Source organism: Amycolatopsis sp. WGS_07 (genome assembly GCF_045278895.1).
Lineage (GTDB): Bacteria > Actinomycetota > Actinomycetes > Mycobacteriales > Pseudonocardiaceae > Amycolatopsis.
The window spans coordinates 9,916,429-9,933,038 of the sequence record NZ_CP136053.1; the positions used below are offsets into that span (position 1 = coordinate 9,916,429).

Below are 16,610 nucleotides of genomic sequence, written 5' to 3' on the forward strand. Positions count from 1 at the left end.
AGTGGAGGTTAACCGATGCGCTGGGTTCCGAGCACCGACAATAACCGCAGCGCTTCCTCGCCCGGCGAGCCCGGCGCGGCGGTGTACAGCACGACTTCCTGGTCCCGGTCGGAAATGCCGAGCACATCGCAATCCACCTGCACGGTTCCGACAACCGGATGCTCGAAAGTCTTGCGGAAAGTCGACTCGGCGACCACGTCGTGCGACGCCCACAGCGCGGCGAATCTCTCGCTCCCCGCGAGCAGGTCCGCGACCAGGGTGCGCACCTCGGGGTCGTCCGGGTACTTCGCCGCGGTCACCCGCAGCCGATGGGCCATGGCGCCGGCGAACGCCTCGGCTTCCACCAAGCCGTACAAGCGGGCTTGGCCGCGCGCGAGGAAGACGCGGCGCGGCAAGCTGCGTTCCTCGCGGGACAACGCGGAGAAGTCCTCCAGCAGCGCGGCGGCGAGCGGATTCCACGCGAGCACCTCGTAGGTCGCCGAGAACACGATCCCGGCCGTCTGCGGCAACCGGTCCAGCAGGTCGAGGATGGTCTGCCGGACTTCCCGGGACGGGCCGCGCGCGGGCCGCGGCGCACCGGCGAGTTCGTGGAGGTAGTCGCGTTCGACGTCCGAGAGCCGCAGCGCGCGGGTCAGCCCGGCCAGCACCTCGTTCGACGGGTTCGGGCCGCGGGCCTGTTCGAGCCGCGTGTAGTACTCGACCGAGATGAACGCCAGCCGCGCGACTTCCTCGCGCCGCAGCCCCGGCGTGCGGCGCCGCCTGCCCGCGGGAAGGCCCACCTCGGCCGGGGCGATGCGTTCGCGCCTGCTGCGCAGGAAACCCGCCAGTTCCGTTCGGTCCACCTGTCCAGTCTGCGCGGTCCGGACGGGCTCAGCCAGGTACACCCGATGCCTGGCTGCCGTCGCCGCGCCGAAGAACCATCGAAGCCATGACCGAAACACGAACGAACAGCCTGCTCGGCGGCAAGATCGCCTTCATCAGCGGTGCCGGGCGCGGGATCGGTGCGGCGGCAGCCCGGTTGTTCGCCGCGGAGGGCGCGAAGGTCGTCCTCGCCGCGCGGACCGAAACGCAGTTGAAGGCAGTGGCCGGACAGGTGCGAGCAGACGGCGGCGTCGCGGACTACGTGCGGTGCGATCTCGCCGACCCGGACAGCGTTCAGGCCGCGATCGACCGGGTGCTGGAGCTGCACGGCCGCCTTGACCTCGCCTTCAACAACGGTGCGATCGCCACGCCGCCAAGGCCGCTGGACCAGGTGCCGCTGGCCGATTTCGACCGCCTGTACGAGGTGAATCTGCGCGGACCGTGGCTGGCGATGGCCGCCGAGGTGAAAGCGATGCGGGCCGGCGGCGGCGCGATCGTGAACACGTCCAGCATCGGCAGTTTCGGCGCGAACCCCGCGCTGCCTGTTTACGGAGCCGTGAAACGTGCGCTGAACAGCCTGACCGAATCGGCGGCGGTCGCTTACGGGCCGGAGGGAATCCGGGTGAACGCGATCACGCCCGGCACGACGATGACCGAGATGATCCGGCGGTGGGAAGCGGAATCGCCGGGATTGCTCGACCAGCTCGCCGAGACCACTCCCCTCGGCCGCGCGGCCGAACCCGCCGAAATCGCCGAAGCCGCGGCGTGGCTGCTGAGCGACCGCGCTTCCTACGTGACCGGCGCCGTCCTGCGCGTCGACGGCGGCGCCCGGGTCTAGAAAACACGAACGCCGGGCCGGGACCGAAGTCCCTGCCCGGCGTTCGCGAGGTTCAGTGCCGGTTGCGCCGGATCACAGGTCCGGGAACCACAGCTTCAGCTCGCGCTCGGCCGACTCCGGCGAGTCCGAGCCGTGCACCAGGTTGTACTGGGTCTCCAGCGCGAAGTCGCCGCGCAGGGTGCCCGGGGTGGCCTTCTCGACCGGGTCGGTGCCGCCGGCCAGCTGCCGGAACGCGGCGATCGCGCGGGGGCCCTCGACGGCCATCGCGACGAGCGGGCCCGACGTGATGAACTCCAGCAGGTCGCCGAAGAACGGGCGCTCCTTGTGCTCCGCGTAGTGCTCCTCGGCGACGGAGCGCTCGACGGTGCGCAGTTCCAGCGCGGCCAGCTTCAGGCCCTTGCGCTCGATGCGCGAAACGACCTCGCCGACGAGGCCGCGCGCGACGCCATCGGGCTTGACGAGGACCAGCGTGCGTTCAGTCACGACGGTATTTCTCCTTGTGCGGATTCGTGTTATTCGGGTGCCGAGCCTATCCGACGCCCTTTCCGGGCCGGTCAGCGCCGCTGCGGCTGCAACGTCTTCGACCACAGCGACGCACCGGTCGCGTCGCGCAGGTCGACCGTCAGCTCCCCGCTCGCACCGTCCACATTCACCTCGCCGAAGTGCTGGAATCCTTGCACCGGCGAGGAATTCTGCGTCTGCGGGGCGTGCACGAACACCGCTTCCGGGCCGAACGTCGGGTCGAGTTTGTTCGGGCCGAACGCGCCGGCGTTGAGCGGGCCGGACACGAATTCCCAGAACGGGTCGAAGTCCTGGAACGCGGCGCGCTCGGGCGAATAGTGGTGCGCGGCGGTGTAGTGCACGTCGGCGGTCAGCCACACGACGTTGCGCACGCGGTGGCGCGAGATCTGGTTCAGCACCCAGGCCAGTTCGGTCTCGCGGCCGCCGGGCGCGCCGGGCAACCCGTTGGCGACCGCCTCGATGTCCTTGCCGTCCGGCACGACGAGGCCGATCGGCATGTCCGCCTGGACGATCTTCCACGTCGCGGTGCTGCGCCGGAGCGCGTCGGCCAGCCAGCGGGCCTGTGCCTCGCCGAGGATGTGGCCGGGCTTGGTCCGGTCCGAGGTGTTGGCGTCGCGGTAGGTGCGCATGTCGAGCACGAACACCTCGACCCGGCTGCCGTAGCGGAAGTTCCGGTACACCCGGCCGTCGACGGCCTGTCGCCGGTCGATCGGATGCCATTCGTGGAACGCCTGGAACGCGCGCTGGGCGAGGACGTCGGCCCGCTTCTCGGTGTATTCGGGGCGGTCGTTGAGGATTTCGCCCGGGTACCAGTTGTTGACCACCTCGTGGTCATCCCACTGGACGTAGGCGGGCACCTCCGCGGCGAACCGGCGGAAGTGGGCGTCGAGCCGGTTGTAGGCGTGCTGGCCGCGGTACTCGTCGAGGGTTTCGGCGACCTTCGCCTTCTCCGGCGTCACGATGTTGTGCCAGGTCCCGCCACCGCCCGGCAGCGTGACGGTTTCGGTGAGCGGTCCGTCGGCGTACACCGTGTCGCCGCTGTGCAGGAAGAGGTCCGGACGGCGGTCGGCCATGGCGGAGAAGATCGTCATGCCGCCGAGTGCCGGGTTGATGCCGTAGTTCTGGCCGACGACGTCGCCGCTCCACAGGATCCGCGTGTTCGCACGGCCGATCGGCGCGGTGGCGAAGCGACCGGCGACCGGTTCGCTCGCGCCGCGGCCGTCGAGGTCCACCGCGGTGACGCGGTAGTGGTACTCGGTGCCCGGAGCCAGCCCGGCGACGCGCACCTTGCCGGTGCCGCCGGTCGCGGGCGTGACGAACGGGCCGGGCACCCGGCGGGCGTGCCGGAACGACGGGTCGCGCGAGATCTCGACCATCAGCCGCGCCGGGCGGTCGGCCTTCGACCACACGATGCCGGAGCCGGTGGTCACGTCCCCGGACGCGACGCCGTGGGCGAGCACCGGACGGTCGCGGCGGACGAGCGGGGCGGCCGAGGCGGAGCCGGGCAGCAGCAGCCCGCCTGCCGCGGCGAGCGCGGGCACGGCGATCCCGGCTTTGAGCACGGAGCGCCGCGATGGGGTCGTTTCGGTCATGGCGGTGGTTCTATCCGGCGACCACGGCCAAGCGGCCAACTCGGGCTGACCGCCGGGTGAACGGCTCACTCGTAAGGAGGAAGCTCACAGCCGGTCGTTACGCTCGGTGGGCTTCCCGAACCATCTCGTGCTCGCACTCGCTCGGTCCGGACAGCGGACGCTCCACAAACCCGTGCCGCTGATACAAGGCCAGCGCATGCTGGTTGCCGCCCGCGACGCGCAACGCCAGCTCGCCCGCCCCGCGCCCTTCGCTCCAGCGCACGACGGCCCGCACGAGCGCGTCCCCGACTCCCCTGCCGCGCGCCGACGGCGCGACCCACATCGACAGCAGCTCGGCTCTGTCACCGCGTTCGGAAAGGTGCCCGCTGACCATCCCCGCCGGAACGCCGTCGAGGTCGGCGAGAACGTTGAGCGACACGTCGCGCAACCGGGGCCCGCCAGCGCGCTTCGTCGTCTCCCTCGCCTTGCCAGTCCGCGAGTTTCGAGCTGAACGCCTCCGGGTCCGCACGCAGCGCGGCCAGCCGGAGGTCGCGCCACTCCGCCCAGTTGTCCACGCTCAGCTCGCGCACCACGATCACACTTGCTCCGTCGTCGTGGCGGCCCGTCCGTTACATCGGAACAGGGTGACGACCGGTGCGGCTGCCGCTGAGCCGCACCTCGCGGGAGTACACCGGCGGGGCGCCGGGTTCCGGGAAGCATTCGAGCAGCAGGTCGCCGCGGAGGTCTTCGAGGTCGTCCGGAGCCTCCGCCAGCAGAGCGTCGGCCCACGCTTCGAGCGATCCGTTCTTCAGAAGGCCCGCTCAAGCCTGCGGCTGCTGCTGGCTCGGCAAAGTCCCCGCGGCCATCCGGCGCGCGACGTCCCGGCGCAGCCAGAGGAACCACACGAACGCGGCCAGGAACACGATGCCGATGATCGCGATCGCCGGCTGCGTGATCCCGATCCCGATGATCGCCAGCTGCAGCAGGAGCACGACCGGCACCGCCCACGTGTGCTTCAGCAGGCGGCACAGCACGATCAGCACCACGGCCAGCGCGATGATCGTCCAGCCGGTGAAGCTCGTGATGCCGCCGCCGAGTTTCGCGACGACCGGCAGCGCCAGGGCGACGGTGATCGCTTCCATGATCAGCGTTCCGGCCAGCACGCCGCGGAAGCCCTTCATCGGGTCCTTCGCGGGCGGCTTGGCAGGTTGCCCGGCGGGAGTCTCGCTCATGCCGGCTCCTTCCCGAACAGCGTGCGCGCGTCGCCCGCGGTGACCACCGAACCGGTCACCAGCACGCCGCCGCCCGCGAGCGGTTCCTCCGGGTCGTCGTTCTGCTCCACGAGGCCGATCGCGGTCTCGATCGCGGTCTCCAGGTCCGGTTCGGCGAGCACGCGCTCCTCGCCGAAGATCGACCCGGCCAGTTCGGCCAGATCCTGCACCGGCAGCGACCGCGGCGACGAGCTGCGCGTGACCACCACGTCGGTCACCACCGGCTCCAGCGCGTCCAGGATGCCGCGCGCGTCCTTGTCGGCCAGCACGCCGACGACCGCGACGAGCCGGCGGAAGTTGAACTCGTCGGTGATCGTCGTGGCGAGCGCCCGCGCGCCCATCGGGTTGTGCGCCGCGTCGACCAGCACCGCCGGGGCGGCCCGCACGCGTTCGAGCCGGCCGGGGTTCTCGACCTCGGCGAACGCCTCGCGCACCGCCTCCACCACGAGCTGTTTGTCTTTGCCCGCCCCGAAAAACGCCTCGACCGCGGCCAGCGCGAGCGCCGCGTTCGCCGCCTGGTGCGCGCCGTGCAGCGGCAGGAAGATCTCGTCGTACACGCCGCCGAGGCCCTGCAGCTTCAGCAGCTGCCCGCCGACCGCGACCTCGCGTTCGAGCACCCCGAACTCGCTGCCCGCGCGCGCCACCGCGGCGTCGACCTCGACCGCGCGCTTGAGCAGGACGTTCAGCACCTCGGGATCCTGCTCGCCGATCACCGCGACCGATCCCGGCTTGATGATCCCGGCCTTCTCCGCGGCCGCGTCGGCGGGCGTCGGGCCGAGGTATTCGGTGTGGTCCAGCCCGATCGGCGTGATGACCGCGACCTGGGCGTCGGCGACGTTCGTCGCGTCCCACGCGCCGCCCATGCCCGCCTCGACCACCGCGGCCTCGACCGGGGCGTCGGAGAACGCCGCGAACGCCATTCCGGTGAGCACCTCGAACTTGCTCATCGGCACGCCGTCCTCGCTCGCGCCGTCCACCATCGCCACGTACGGCGCGATGTCCTGGTACAGCTCGGCGTAGCGGGCGGCGGACACCGGACGGCCGTCGAGCACGATCCGCTCGGTGACCAGCTGCAGATGCGGGCTCGTGTAGCGGCCCGAGCGCAGGCCCATGCGGGTCAGCAGGGAGTCGACCATCCTGGCGACCGAGCCCTTGCCGTTGGTGCCCGCGATGTGCACCACCGGATAACCCTGGTTCGGCTCGCCGAGCAGCGTCATCAGCGCCTGGATCCGGGTCAGCGACGGTTCGAGCTTCGTCTCCGGCCAGCGCTGGTTCAGCTCGGCCTCGGCGGCCATCAGGTCGCGGCGGGCCTCCGGCCCGTTCTCGTCGCCGAACTCGGCGGGCGCGCCCTCGTCGTCGAGTTCGTGCAGCTCAGCGCCCTCTTCGGGACGCAGGTCCGGGACCGGGCCGAGCGCGAGGTTGTCCCCGAGCTGGCCGATCCCGCCGATCCCGCCGCGCGAACCGCCGCCGACGGTGTACGCCGCGTCCGGCGCGTCGAGGTCCGGCTCCAGCGCGTTCCCGGCGTCGTCCTCGTCTTCGCTGTGCGCCCGCGCGCCCAGTTCGTCGACCCCGGCGAAACTGTCCGGATCGGCGAGATCCGGCCGCCGGGTCTCCTCGGGCTCGTCACCGCGCGGCACTCGTGCACTCCTTGAAGTCGCTGTCCCGGCGCGGTCGCGCGACCGGGAAGACCAGGCGAAAGGTTCGGCCCAGCACGGTGTCGAGGGTACCCGCCGCCCGCCGCGCCCCCGGCGGCCCGGGGCCTCGGCGTGATCGCGCCCGCAGTGATCCGTGGCAAAGTCGGGCGCATGCCCTTCGACCACAACCATCACTACCACCCGGCCCTGCTGCGGCTCCTGCCGCCGGGCCCCGGCCGTGCCCTAGACGTCGGCTGCGGAGACGGCCGCTTCGCGCGCAGGTTGGCCGCCGCCGGAATGACAGTCGAAGGCATCGACACCTCGGACGAAATGGTCGCCAGGGCCACCGCCGCCGGTTCGCCCGGACCGGGCACCGTGGAGTACCGCCGCGCGGACGTGACGACCGAACCGCTGGACCCCGAGTCGTACGCGTACATCTCGTGCCTCGCGTCGCTGCACCACGTCCCGTTCGCAACCGTCACGAGGCTGCGCGACGCCCTAGCCCCCGGCGGCGTGCTCGCGATACTCGGCTGCGCCCGCCCAAGCCGCCCGAGCGACTACGCACGCGAACTCGTCGCCGCCCCCACGAACGCCCTGGCCAGGCTCATCGTCTTCGCCGGAGACCAGCTCAACGGCGGCGCGGACCCGGTCGCCAAGGCCCCCGTCCACATGAAGTTCCCGCCGCTGACCGACGTCCGCCGGGACGCGGCCCGCCTGCTCCCCGGCAGCACGGTCCGCCCCCTGGTGTTCTGGCGGTACCTGCTGACCTGGCGAAAACCCACAGATCACCCCGCAGCCGGGTGAAAACCCGCCCCGACCACCCGATCGGCGGAGAGCGCTCGCGCTCCGCTTGCCGAAAGGTAAAGCGGGTCGTACCGCTAGGGAGGACGGGTTCGCATGCGCATCATCCGAATCGCGCTCGCCGCAATCGCGGCGATCGCCCTGCTTCTGTCGACGGCGGCGGCTGCCAGCGCCGCGCCAAGGCACTACCGCCACTACGTCGCCCTAGGCGACTCGTACACGTCGGGCCCGCTCATCCCGCTGCCCCGGCTGGACCCGTTCGGCTGCTTCCGCTCGACGTCCAACTACCCCTCGCTGCTGGCCGACGCCATTGACGTGGACAACTTCACCGACGTCAGCTGCGGCGGCGCCAACACGTCGCACATGACCAACCCGCAAAACGTCACGCTAGGCCAGAACGCCCCGCAGTTCTCCGCCCTGCGCCCCGACACCGACCTGGTGACAGTCGGCATCGGCGGCAATGATTCAAGCCTGTTCGGCACCCTGATCGACACCTGCCCCGGCCTGCGCGCCTCAGACCCGACCGGCAACCCGTGCCAGCAGCACTTCACCGTGGACGGCGTGGACACGATCAAGGCCCTGCTGCCGAAAACGCAAGCGAGCATCCAGCAAGTACTGGCCGGAATCCACGAACGCTCGCCCCACGCCAAAGTGCTGGCCATCGGCTACCCGCGCATCGCCCCCGCAGAAGGCTATTGCCCCAACGTACTGCCCTTCGCCAACGGCGACTACGCCTGGCTCTCCAGCGTAGAAGAAGCACTAAACGCAGCAGTGAACAACGCGGTAGAAGCAGACGGCGAAGCGTCCTATGTAGACACCTACACCCCGTCCTACGGCCACGACGCCTGTCAACCACACGGCGTAGCCTGGATCAACGGCAAAGACCTGAACCTCCTGGCAGCAGCCCCCTACCACCCCTTCTACGAAGGCATGGCAGGCGAAGCAAAAGTAATCCGCCAACACCTACGCAACTAACCGAAGCCCTGAAGGACTCCTTGAAGGAATCTAATTCCCTCAAGGAGTCCTTCACGGCCCTAAACCGCCACCGATGCACCCACCCAGCGAGGCACCCACACCACCCCCGCACCCCGATACGAAGCCCCAATGCGGACGGCGGGTGCTTGTCAAGGCATCTTTCCCGCCTTGACAAGCACCCGCCGTCCGTCATCACAATCAGGCTTCGGGGTGCCCCCACGCCCTCAGGCGCAATGTCGCCGCCAGGCGACGAGCCAGCCTCAGGAAGCAGGCAACGCAGCCAACCGAGCCTCAATCCGGCTGATGTCGGAAACCGCAGTCTCCCGCCGCACCTTGATCTTCTCGATCACATGCTCCGGCGCCTTGGCGATAAACGCCTCATTCCCCAACTTCCCCTCAGTCTGCGCCAATTCCTTCCGCGCAGCCCCAAGGTCCTTCTCCAACCGCTTCCGCTCCGCAGCGACATCAATGGTCCCGGAAGTATCCAACTCCACCGTCACCACGCCGCCAGCCAAAGCCACTTCCAGCGAAGCACTGACCGAGAACCCGTCCTCCGGCTCAGTAAGCCGCACCAGCGACCGAATCGCGTCCGAATGCCCCTCCGGGAACGCCTCGCCAGACAACCGAGCCGCAACCTTCTGCCCCGGCTTAAGACCTTGATCAGCCCGGAACCGCCGAATCTCGGTAATCAGCTTCTGCACATCCGCCACCCGAGCATCCGCAACCGGGTCCGCATACCCTTCAACCGCCGCAGGCCACGCAGCGATCACCAACGACTCGCCACCAGTAAGCGCAGTCCACAACTTCTCAGTGACAAACGGAACGAACGGATGCAGCAACCGCAGCACCGTATCGAGCACATGCCCAAGCACCTTCCGCGTAGCCTCAACCCGCGCGGAATCCCCTTGGTACAGCTGAACCTTAGCCAGCTCCAAGTACCAGTCACACAACTCATTCCACGTGAACTGATACAAGGCATTGGCAACCTTGGCGAACTGGAAGTCCTCAAACAGACCATCCACTTCGGACACCAACGCCGCAAGCCGCCCCAGAATCCACCGATCCGACTCAGTCAACTCGGCAGCAGAAGGCAACGCCCCTTCGACCGTAGCCCCGTTCATCATCGCGAACTTGCTGGCATTCCACAGCTTCGTGCAGAAATTCCGCGACCCGGCAGCCCACTCGTCCGCCAGCGCCATGTCCGCGCCCGGATTGGCCCCGCGGGCGAGCGTGAACCGGGTGGCGTCCGCCCCGTAAGCGTCCATCCACTCCAGCGGGTCGATGACATTCCCCCGCGATTTGGACATCTTCTTGCCGTTGGCGTCGCGGATCAGCCCGTGCAGGTACACGTGGTCGAACGGCTGGCGCCCGTCCATCTCCTGCACGCCGAACATCATCATCCGGACAACCCAGAAGAAGAGAATGTCGTACCCGGTGGACAGCACGCTGGTCGGATAGAACTTGGCCAGATCGTCCGTCTCGCCCGGCCAGCCCATCGTCGACATCGGCCACAGCCCCGACGAGAACCACGTGTCGAGCACGTCCGGATCCTGCGTCCAGCCCTCGCCGGACGGCGGCTGCTCGTCCGGCCCCACGCACACGACCTCGCCGTCCGGGCCGTACCAGACCGGGATCCGGTGGCCCCACCACAGCTGGCGCGAAATCGTCCAGTCGTGCATGTTGTCGACCCAGTCGAAGTACCGCTTCTCCAGCTCCGCCGGGTGGATCTTCGTGCGCCCGTCGCGCACCGCGTCGCCCGCGGCCTGGGCCAGCTCGGCGACCTTGACCCACCACTGCAGCGACAGCCGGGGCTCCACGACCGTGTCGCAGCGGGAGCAGTGGCCGACCGCGTGCACGTACGGCCGCTTCTCCGCGACGATCCGGCCCTGTTCGCGCAGCGCGGCGACCACCGCGGGCCGCGCCTCGAACCGGTCGAGGCCCTCGAACGGACCGGGCACGGTGACCTCGGCGCGCTCGTTCATGACGGTCAGCATCGGCAGGTCGTGACGGCGGCCGATCTCGAAGTCGTTCGGGTCGTGCGCCGGGGTCACCTTGACCGCGCCGGTGCCGAACTCCGGGTCGACGTGCCGGTCCGCGACCACCGGGATCTTCCGGCCGGTGAGCGGCAGCTCGATCTCGGTGCCGACCAGGTGCGCGTAGCGCTCGTCGTCCGGGTGCACGGCCACGGCGGTGTCGCCGAGCATCGTCTCCGCGCGCGTGGTGGCCACGACGATCGAGGCGTCCCCGTCGCCGTAGCGGATCGACACGAGTTCGCCGTCGTCGTCGCTGTGGTCGACCTCGATGTCCGACAGCGCCGTCTGGCACCGCGGGCACCAGTTGATGATCCGCTCGGCGCGGTAGATCAGGCCGGCGTCGTAGAAGTTCTTGAACACCGTCTGGACGGCCTTGGACAGGTTCTCGTCCATCGTGAAGCGCTCGCGCGACCAGTCGACGCCGTCGCCGAGCCGCTTCATCTGGCCGAGGATCTTGCCGCCGTACTCGGCCTTCCACTCCCAGACGCGCTCGACGAACTTCTCGCGGCCGAGGTCGTGCCGCGAAAGGCCCTCGCCGGCCAGCTGGCGCTCGACGACGTTCTGCGTCGCGATGCCCGCGTGGTCCATGCCCGGCAGCCACAGCACCTCGTAGCCCTGCATCCGGCGGCGGCGGCTCATCGCGTCCATCAGGGTGTGGTTGAGCGCGTGCCCCATGTGCAGGCTGCCGGTGACGTTCGGCGGCGGCAGTACGATCGAGAACGGCGGCTTCTCCGACGAGGCGTCAGCCGTGAAATACCCGGCCGCTACCCAGCGGTCGTACATCGGGGCTTCCTCGGCGGCCGGGTCCCAGGCACCCGGAAGGTCGGTTTTCTGCTGCGGAGCGTTCTCGGTCACAATGGACAAGTCTACGAACCCGCCACGGCGGGGTTACGCAGGGGGAAAGGCGGTGCGCCGATGACTCGGCCGGAGGATCCGGACGACCGGATGGAAACCCATCCCGACCTCATGGACCCCGAATGGCGCAAGCACGCCCAGCGGGACGCCTGGCTCGGCGCGAAGAAGGACATGAAGAAGCGGCGCAAGCGCGAACGCCGCAGCGCCCCGGCCCCGGTGTACGGCCGCGGCGGCGCGGTGCCGAGCCGCTGGCCGGGCATCGCGGCGATCGTCGGGCTCGTCCTGCTGCTCGCGGCCGCGATCGTGGTGCACCAGGTGCAGCCGGTCGGCGTGAACGACAGCAAGATCGGGTACATCGTCGGCCTCGGCTCCGCCGCGGAGACCAGCCAGCCGCTCTAGGACGTCAGCCGGATTTCAGGCTCAGGATCGCGGTGCCGTCCGCGATGTCCTTCACCGTCACCAGCCGTTTGACCTCGGTGCCGGGCATGTCCGGCGGTTCAGCCGAGCACCAGGTGATGTAGGCCGCGGCGGGGCCGCCCGCGAAGAAGGTAGCCGTGCAGCCGTTCTTGACGGTGGTGCCGATACTGGGCCCGTGGGACAGAACCATGCCCACCTCGACGCTGCCGGCGTTGATCTTCAGCACTTTCAAAGAACTGAGCCGTGCATCGGCCAACGGGATGGTGACCGGACCGGTCACGGCGACCTCGCAGGCACCGCCGGAACAAGCCGCGTAGTTCGTCCCGTCGCGGGCGCTCGGCGGCGCGGGCTTGGTCGTCGAAGGGCTCTTCGAGGCAGTCGAGGGCGCGCTCGCGAAACCAGTCACCTGCGTGCTGCACCCCGCCGCGACAGCGGTCGCCATCGCCACGCCCACCGCCCGGAAACGGAACGTCGGCCTCGTCATGCCGTCATCGTGAACCGGACGCGCCGGGACCAGTCCCCACCGAGGATGCACAGGCTGGACTCAACAGGCTAGACTGTGCTTATGTCCGAAGAGCCGTCCGTCCCGCCGCGCGTCGCCGAGTCCGCCGGCTGGATCCGCGGCGTCGTCGGCCAGTTGCACCGCAGGCTGCGGCAGGTCGACAACGCCGAGATCCTCACGCCGACCCAGACCGCGGTGCTCAACCGGCTGCACCGCGAGGGCCCGGCGACCCAGGCCGAACTGGCCGCGGCGGAGCACGTCCGGCAGCAGTCCATGGCCGCCACGCTCGGCGTGCTCGACACGCTCGGCTATCTGAGCCGCACGCGCGACCCGGACGACGGCAGGCGCGTCGTGATTTCGCTGTCCGATCTCGGCGCCAAAACCGTCATCGGGATCCGGCAGCACCGCGACGAATGGCTCGCCGCCGCGCTGGCGGACGAACTGACCGAGGACGAACTCGAAACGGTCCGGCGCGCGCTGCCTCTGCTGCAGCGGATCGCCCAGCGCTGACCGTCCGAAACCTGAGGAGCACTGACGAACACCGCCACCGCCCCCGCGAAAACCCGCTTCGGCGCGCGATTGGTGACCCCGCTGGTCGCGAGCGCCGTGCTCAATCCGATCAACTCCACGCTCATCGCCGTCGCGCTCGTCCCGATCGGACAGGCCTTCGGCGCGGGACCGGGCCGCACGGCCTGGCTGATTTCCGCGTTGTACCTGGCCACCGCGGTCGGGCAGCCGGTCGTCGGGCTGCTGGTCGACCGCTACGGCGCGCGCCGCGTGCTGCTCGGCGGCGCGTCCGTGGTGATGGCGGCCGGGATCGCCGGGATGATCCCGGTCTCGGTCGAATGGCTCACCGGCGTACGCGCGGTGCTCGGCATCGGAACCTGCGCCGGCTTCCCGGCGGCGATGGCGGTGCTGCGGCGGCGCGCAGACCAGAACGGCGAGGGCGTGCCCGCGCGCGTGCTGTCCGTGCTGGCCATGTCCTCGCAGACGATCATGGTGATCGGACCGACGCTCGGCGGCGTGCTGATCGCGCTCTTCGGCTGGCCGGCGATCTTCGCGGTCAACCTGCCGCTGGCCGGGATTTCCCTGGTGCTGACGCTGATGTGGGTGCCGAAGGACGCTCCGGCGGAGAAGCCGGCCGAGCGGATCGACGTCGCCGGGATCGCGCTGTTTTCCGCGTCGCTGCTGGTGTTGCTGTGCTACCTGATGGCGCCCGGCATCGGCGATCTGTGGCTGCTGGTCGCGGCGATCGTGCTCGGCGCGCTGTTCGTGCGGGTGGAACTGCGCGCCCGGAAGCCGTTCATCGACCTGCGGATGCTCGCCGCGAACGGACCGGTCCTGCGCACGTATCTGCGGCAGGCACTGAGTTTCCTGGCGATCTACACCATCATGTTCGGCTACGTGCAGTGGCTCGAAGAGGCGCGCGGGTTCGCCGAATCCGCCGCTGGGCTGCTGCTCCTGCCGATGTCCGGGGTCGCGGTGGGCGCGGCCGCGCTGTCCGGCCGCCCGACCGGCGTCCGGCTGCGGCTGGTGCTGGTCGGCTGCGCGTTGCTGGCGGGCTCGGTCGCGCTGCTGTTCGTGGACAACGGCACCGCGCTGATCTGGCTGCTCGTGCTCGCCGCGCTGTTCGGGTTGGCGCAGGGGCTCACCAGCGTCGCCAACCAGACGACGCTCTACCGCGAAACTCCGGCCGAATCGATGGGCACCGCGAGCGGTCTCTTTCGGACCGCGCAATACCTGGGCGCGATTGTCGCGGCCACGGTCATCGCCCAGTGCTATGGCGGGCACGCCGACTCCGGCGGGCTGCACCGGCTGGCCGTCGTGCTGATCGTGACCAGCGGGTTGCTGCTGGTCGTGACCGTCGCGGACCGCGCACTGGGGCGAGCCGAACGCCGCGAACGGGACCGCCGTCAGACAGTGTGACGACCCCCCGCTTGGGTTCTCGCGCGCCAAGGCGGACGATGAGCGCATGACTCGCGAAGCTCCGACTGGTGACGTGGACGAAGCCCGCCTCGAAGTGGGCAAGCCGAAGGGCTGGGCGGCCGGAATTCCGGGCGTCGCCGTTTCGCTCGCACGCGGGGTCGAGCAGATGGGCCCGATCCGCACCGCGCGCACGCTGCGGCTGCTGAACCAGCGCGAAGGCTTCGACTGCCCGGGTTGCGCGTGGCCCGAGCCGCGGCAGGTCGACGGCGAGAAGCGCAAACTGGCGGAGTTCTGCGAAAACGGCGCGAAGGCGGTCGCCGAGGAGGCGACGAAACGCCGGGTCGGCCGTGAGTTCTTCGCCGCGCATCCGGTGTCCGAGCTGAACGAGCGCACCGACTACTGGCTGGGCCAGCAGGGCAGGCTCACCGAGCCGATGGTGCTGCGCGAGGGCGCGTCGCACTACGAGCCGATCTCCTGGGACGACGCGTTCGGCGTGATCGCCGACGAGCTGCGCGGGCTGGCGAGCCCGGACGAGGCGATCTTCTACACCTCCGGCCGCACCAGCAACGAGGCCGCGTTCGTGTACCAGCTGCTGGTGCGCGCGTACGGCACGAACAACCTGCCGGACTGCTCGAACATGTGCCACGAATCGTCCGGCGCGGCGCTGTCGGCGACCACCGGCATCGGCAAGGGTTCGGTGTCGCTGGCCGACATCCACCGCGCCGACCTGATCGTGGTCGTCGGGCAGAACCCCGGCACGAACCACCCGCGCATGCTGTCCGCGCTGGAGCAGGCGAAGGGCAACGGCGCGAAGGTCGTCGCGGTCAACCCGCTGCCCGAGGCCGGGCTGATGCGGTTCAAGAACCCGCAGAACGTGCGCGGCGTGGTCGGCAAGGGCACGCCGCTGGCCGACGAGTTCGCGCAGATCCGGCTCGGCGGCGACCTCGCGCTGTTCCAGGCGGTCGGGCATCTGCTGCTGGAGTGGGAGGACGCCGCTCCAGGGTCCATTGTGGACCGCGAGTTCGTGGAGAAGTCCACGCACGGCTTCGAGGACTGGGCCAAGCAGCTGCGCGAAATCGACTGGCCGGAGACCGAGAAGGCGACCGGCCTCGAGCGCGCGCAGATCGAGCACATCGCGCGGATGATCGCGACGTCCGAGCGCACGATCTACTGCTGGGCGATGGGACTGACCCAGCACAAGCACGCGGTGCCGACGATCGCCGAGGTCGTCAACCTGGCGCTGGTGCGCGGGATGATCGGCAAACCGGGCGCGGGCCTGTGCCCGGTGCGCGGCCACTCGAACGTGCAAGGCGACCGCACCATGGGCGTGTGGGAGAAGATGCCCGAGCCGTTCATGGACGCGCTCGACCGCGAGTTCGGCATTACCGTGCCGCGCAAGCACGGCTGGGACACCGTCGACTCGATCCGCGCGATGCTCGACGGCCGCGGCAAGGTGTTCTTCGCGATGGGCGGCAATTTCGCTTCCGCCACCCCGGATTCCGACCGGACCGCGGACGCGCTGCGCTCGTGCTCGCTCACCGTGCACGTGTCGACGAAGCTGAACCGCTCGCACGTCATCCCCGGCCGCACCGCACTGATCCTGCCGACACTCGGCCGCACCGAACGGGACGAGCAGGAGTCCGGGCGGCAGTTCGTGACCGTCGAGGACTCGATGTCGCAGGTGCACGCCTCCCGCGGACGGCTGGCCCCGGCGAGCGACGAGCTGCTGTCCGAGGTCGCCATCGTGTGCCGGCTGGCGGAGCGGCTGCTCGGCGCGGACCACCCGGTGCCGTGGCGGTCGTTCGAGAAGAACTACGACCTGATCCGCGACCGGATCGCCGCCGTGGTGCCGGGCTGCCACGACTACAACCAGCGCGTCCGCGAGCCGGACGGTTTCGTCCTGCCGCACGCGCCGCGCGACTCGCGGGAGTTCACCGGCACGGCCACCGGCAAGGGCACGTTCACGGTGTCCGAACTGGAGTACCCGGAGGTGCCCGAGGGCCGGCTGCTGCTGCAGACGCTGCGCAGCCACGACCAGTACAACACCACGATCTACGGCCTGTCCGACCGCTACCGCGGCATCGAGGACGGCCGCCGGGTGGTGTTCGTGCACCCGGACGACCTGGCCGCGCTCGGCGTCGCGGACGGCGAGATCGTCGATCTGGTCTCGGAGTGGCGGGACGGAGACCGGCGGGCCCCGAGCTTCCGCGCGGTGGCGTACCCGACGGCTCGCGGCTGCGCGGCGGCGTACTTCCCCGAGGCGAATGCGTTGGTGCCGCTGGATTCCGTCGCGGAGAAGTCCAACACACCGGTGTCGAAGGCGATCGTGATCCGGCTGGAGCCGCACCGCCACGCGTGACTCCCTCGTGAGCGGTGGCGCCGATGCCACCGCTCACGAGCGGGC

Annotated in this window: 15 protein-coding genes; 7 read left to right on the plus strand and 8 right to left on the minus strand. The window is 69.9% G+C overall.

Features of this window, described 5'->3' with window-relative positions; genetic code table 11:
* Positions 1 to 8: 8 nt before the first annotated feature.
* A complete protein-coding gene (locus RPX00_RS46440) occupies positions 9 to 842 on the minus strand; it encodes a helix-turn-helix transcriptional regulator (protein WP_406635662.1) in 834 nt (277 codons plus the stop codon).
* 86 nt (positions 843 to 928) lie between these two features.
* Here RPX00_RS46440 and RPX00_RS46445 point away from each other — a divergent pair, with 86 nt between their 5' ends.
* A complete protein-coding gene (locus tag RPX00_RS46445; protein WP_406635664.1) occupies positions 929 to 1,699 on the plus strand; it encodes an SDR family NAD(P)-dependent oxidoreductase in 771 nt (256 codons plus the stop codon).
* A gap of 72 nt (positions 1,700 to 1,771) precedes the next feature.
* Here RPX00_RS46445 and ndk read toward each other — a convergent pair whose 3' ends face one another.
* The 5 genes from ndk to RPX00_RS46470 all read right to left on the minus strand — a co-directional run bounded on the left by ndk (position 1,772) and on the right by RPX00_RS46470 (position 6,700).
* Entirely contained in the window at positions 1,772 to 2,182 is a 411-nt protein-coding gene (gene ndk, locus RPX00_RS46450; RefSeq protein ID WP_101434227.1) for a nucleoside-diphosphate kinase, read from the minus strand.
* A gap of 71 nt (positions 2,183 to 2,253) precedes the next feature.
* Entirely contained in the window at positions 2,254 to 3,813 is a 1,560-nt protein-coding gene (locus RPX00_RS46455) for an alkaline phosphatase D family protein (protein WP_406635666.1), read from the minus strand.
* A 97-nt stretch (positions 3,814 to 3,910) separates the two neighbouring features.
* The gene (locus RPX00_RS46460; protein WP_406635668.1) at positions 3,911 to 4,231 is read right to left on the minus strand and encodes a GNAT family N-acetyltransferase; all 321 of its coding nucleotides are present in this window, start codon (positions 4,229 to 4,231) and stop codon (positions 3,911 to 3,913) included.
* Positions 4,232 to 4,613: 382 nt separating this feature from the next.
* Positions 4,614 to 5,024, minus strand: a complete 411-nt coding sequence (locus tag RPX00_RS46465; RefSeq protein WP_406635670.1) for a DUF4233 domain-containing protein — start codon at positions 5,022 to 5,024, stop codon at positions 4,614 to 4,616.
* Entirely contained in the window at positions 5,021 to 6,700 is a 1,680-nt protein-coding gene (locus RPX00_RS46470; RefSeq protein WP_406635672.1) for a bifunctional folylpolyglutamate synthase/dihydrofolate synthase, read from the minus strand. The genes RPX00_RS46465 and RPX00_RS46470 overlap by 4 nt, the downstream gene beginning before the upstream one ends.
* A 168-nt stretch (positions 6,701 to 6,868) precedes the next feature.
* On the opposite strand from RPX00_RS46470, the gene RPX00_RS46475 reads away from it, so the two are divergent.
* Complete coding sequence (locus RPX00_RS46475; RefSeq protein WP_406635674.1) at positions 6,869 to 7,501, plus strand: class I SAM-dependent methyltransferase; 633 nt, start codon at positions 6,869 to 6,871, stop codon at positions 7,499 to 7,501.
* A 93-nt stretch (positions 7,502 to 7,594) separates the two neighbouring features.
* Positions 7,595 to 8,473, plus strand: coding sequence for an SGNH/GDSL hydrolase family protein (locus tag RPX00_RS46480; protein ID WP_406635676.1), 879 nt, complete (start codon positions 7,595 to 7,597; stop codon positions 8,471 to 8,473).
* A 260-nt stretch (positions 8,474 to 8,733) separates the two neighbouring features.
* On the opposite strand, the gene RPX00_RS46485 is transcribed toward RPX00_RS46480, so the two are convergent.
* Positions 8,734 to 11,361: a valine--tRNA ligase gene (locus tag RPX00_RS46485; protein WP_406635678.1), complete on the minus strand. Its 2,628-nt coding sequence runs from the start codon at positions 11,359 to 11,361 to the stop codon at positions 8,734 to 8,736.
* A gap of 60 nt (positions 11,362 to 11,421) precedes the next feature.
* Here RPX00_RS46485 and RPX00_RS46490 point away from each other — a divergent pair, with 60 nt between their 5' ends.
* Entirely contained in the window at positions 11,422 to 11,760 is a 339-nt protein-coding gene (locus RPX00_RS46490) for a hypothetical protein (protein ID WP_406635681.1), read from the plus strand.
* A 4-nt stretch (positions 11,761 to 11,764) separates the two neighbouring features.
* Here the strand turns inward: RPX00_RS46490 and RPX00_RS46495 are convergent, their stop codons facing one another.
* A complete protein-coding gene (locus RPX00_RS46495) occupies positions 11,765 to 12,262 on the minus strand; it encodes a hypothetical protein (protein WP_406635683.1) in 498 nt (165 codons plus the stop codon).
* An 81-nt stretch (positions 12,263 to 12,343) separates the two neighbouring features.
* Between RPX00_RS46495 and RPX00_RS46500 the strand changes: the two genes are divergently transcribed.
* The 3 genes from RPX00_RS46500 to RPX00_RS46510 all read left to right on the plus strand — a co-directional run bounded on the left by RPX00_RS46500 (position 12,344) and on the right by RPX00_RS46510 (position 16,565).
* Positions 12,344 to 12,790 (plus strand): MarR family winged helix-turn-helix transcriptional regulator, encoded by a 447-nt coding sequence (locus RPX00_RS46500; RefSeq protein ID WP_406635685.1) that lies wholly within the window; start codon positions 12,344 to 12,346, stop codon positions 12,788 to 12,790.
* Positions 12,791 to 12,862: 72 nt separating this feature from the next.
* A complete protein-coding gene (locus tag RPX00_RS46505; protein ID WP_406635687.1) occupies positions 12,863 to 14,206 on the plus strand; it encodes an MFS transporter in 1,344 nt (447 codons plus the stop codon).
* Between the two features lie 46 nt (positions 14,207 to 14,252).
* Entirely contained in the window at positions 14,253 to 16,565 is a 2,313-nt protein-coding gene (locus tag RPX00_RS46510; protein ID WP_406635689.1) for an FdhF/YdeP family oxidoreductase, read from the plus strand.
* The last annotated feature ends 45 nt before the right edge of the window (positions 16,566 to 16,610 follow it).